Source organism: Marinitoga sp. 1154, from assembly GCF_013363285.1.
Taxonomy (GTDB): domain Bacteria; phylum Thermotogota; class Thermotogae; order Petrotogales; family Petrotogaceae; genus Marinitoga.
Map to the genome: position 1 here is coordinate 1 of NZ_LBFB01000080.1, position 530 is coordinate 530.

Consider the following 530-nt stretch of genomic DNA (forward strand, 5'->3'; position numbering starts at 1 on the left):
AAAAAAGCACATAAAGTATCAAAACAGATATCAAAACCATTTGAAATAATGCTTGATAATATGAAAAAATTTCAGAAAACACGTTACCTTGAATTTGATAAAATTATGGAAAAGTGTGAAATTAAAGAAATTAATGAGTTGATGACTGAATATCAAAAAATGGCTGAAGATATTATGACATCATTTGAAGAAATTAATGCTATGAACGAAGAATTAGAATCTTCTTACAAAGAAATTGAAAAGATTAACAATGAATTAGAAGATGCTTATCTTAATTTTAGTACCCAATTATCTATCATCGCAGAAGGTTATGATGAAACAACAGGCAATCATGTAAATAGGGTTGGAGAATTATCCGCTTTTATTGCAGAAAAACTTGGATTAAACAATGATTATGTGGAGAAAATAAGATATTATGCTCCTTTACATGATATAGGAAAAATAATGATACCAAAAGAAATATTATTGAAAAAAGGTCCTTTAACAGAAGAAGAATGGAAAGTTATGGAAAAACATACAATATATGGTGG

The 530-nt window shown here is 27.0% G+C and carries 1 protein-coding gene; it reads left to right on the forward strand.

What is annotated here, in order from left to right; translation table 11 throughout:
* Positions 1–530, forward strand: a 530-nt coding sequence (locus XO12_RS11185; protein ID WP_217683697.1) for an HD-GYP domain-containing protein, incomplete at both ends; no start/stop codon positions are given.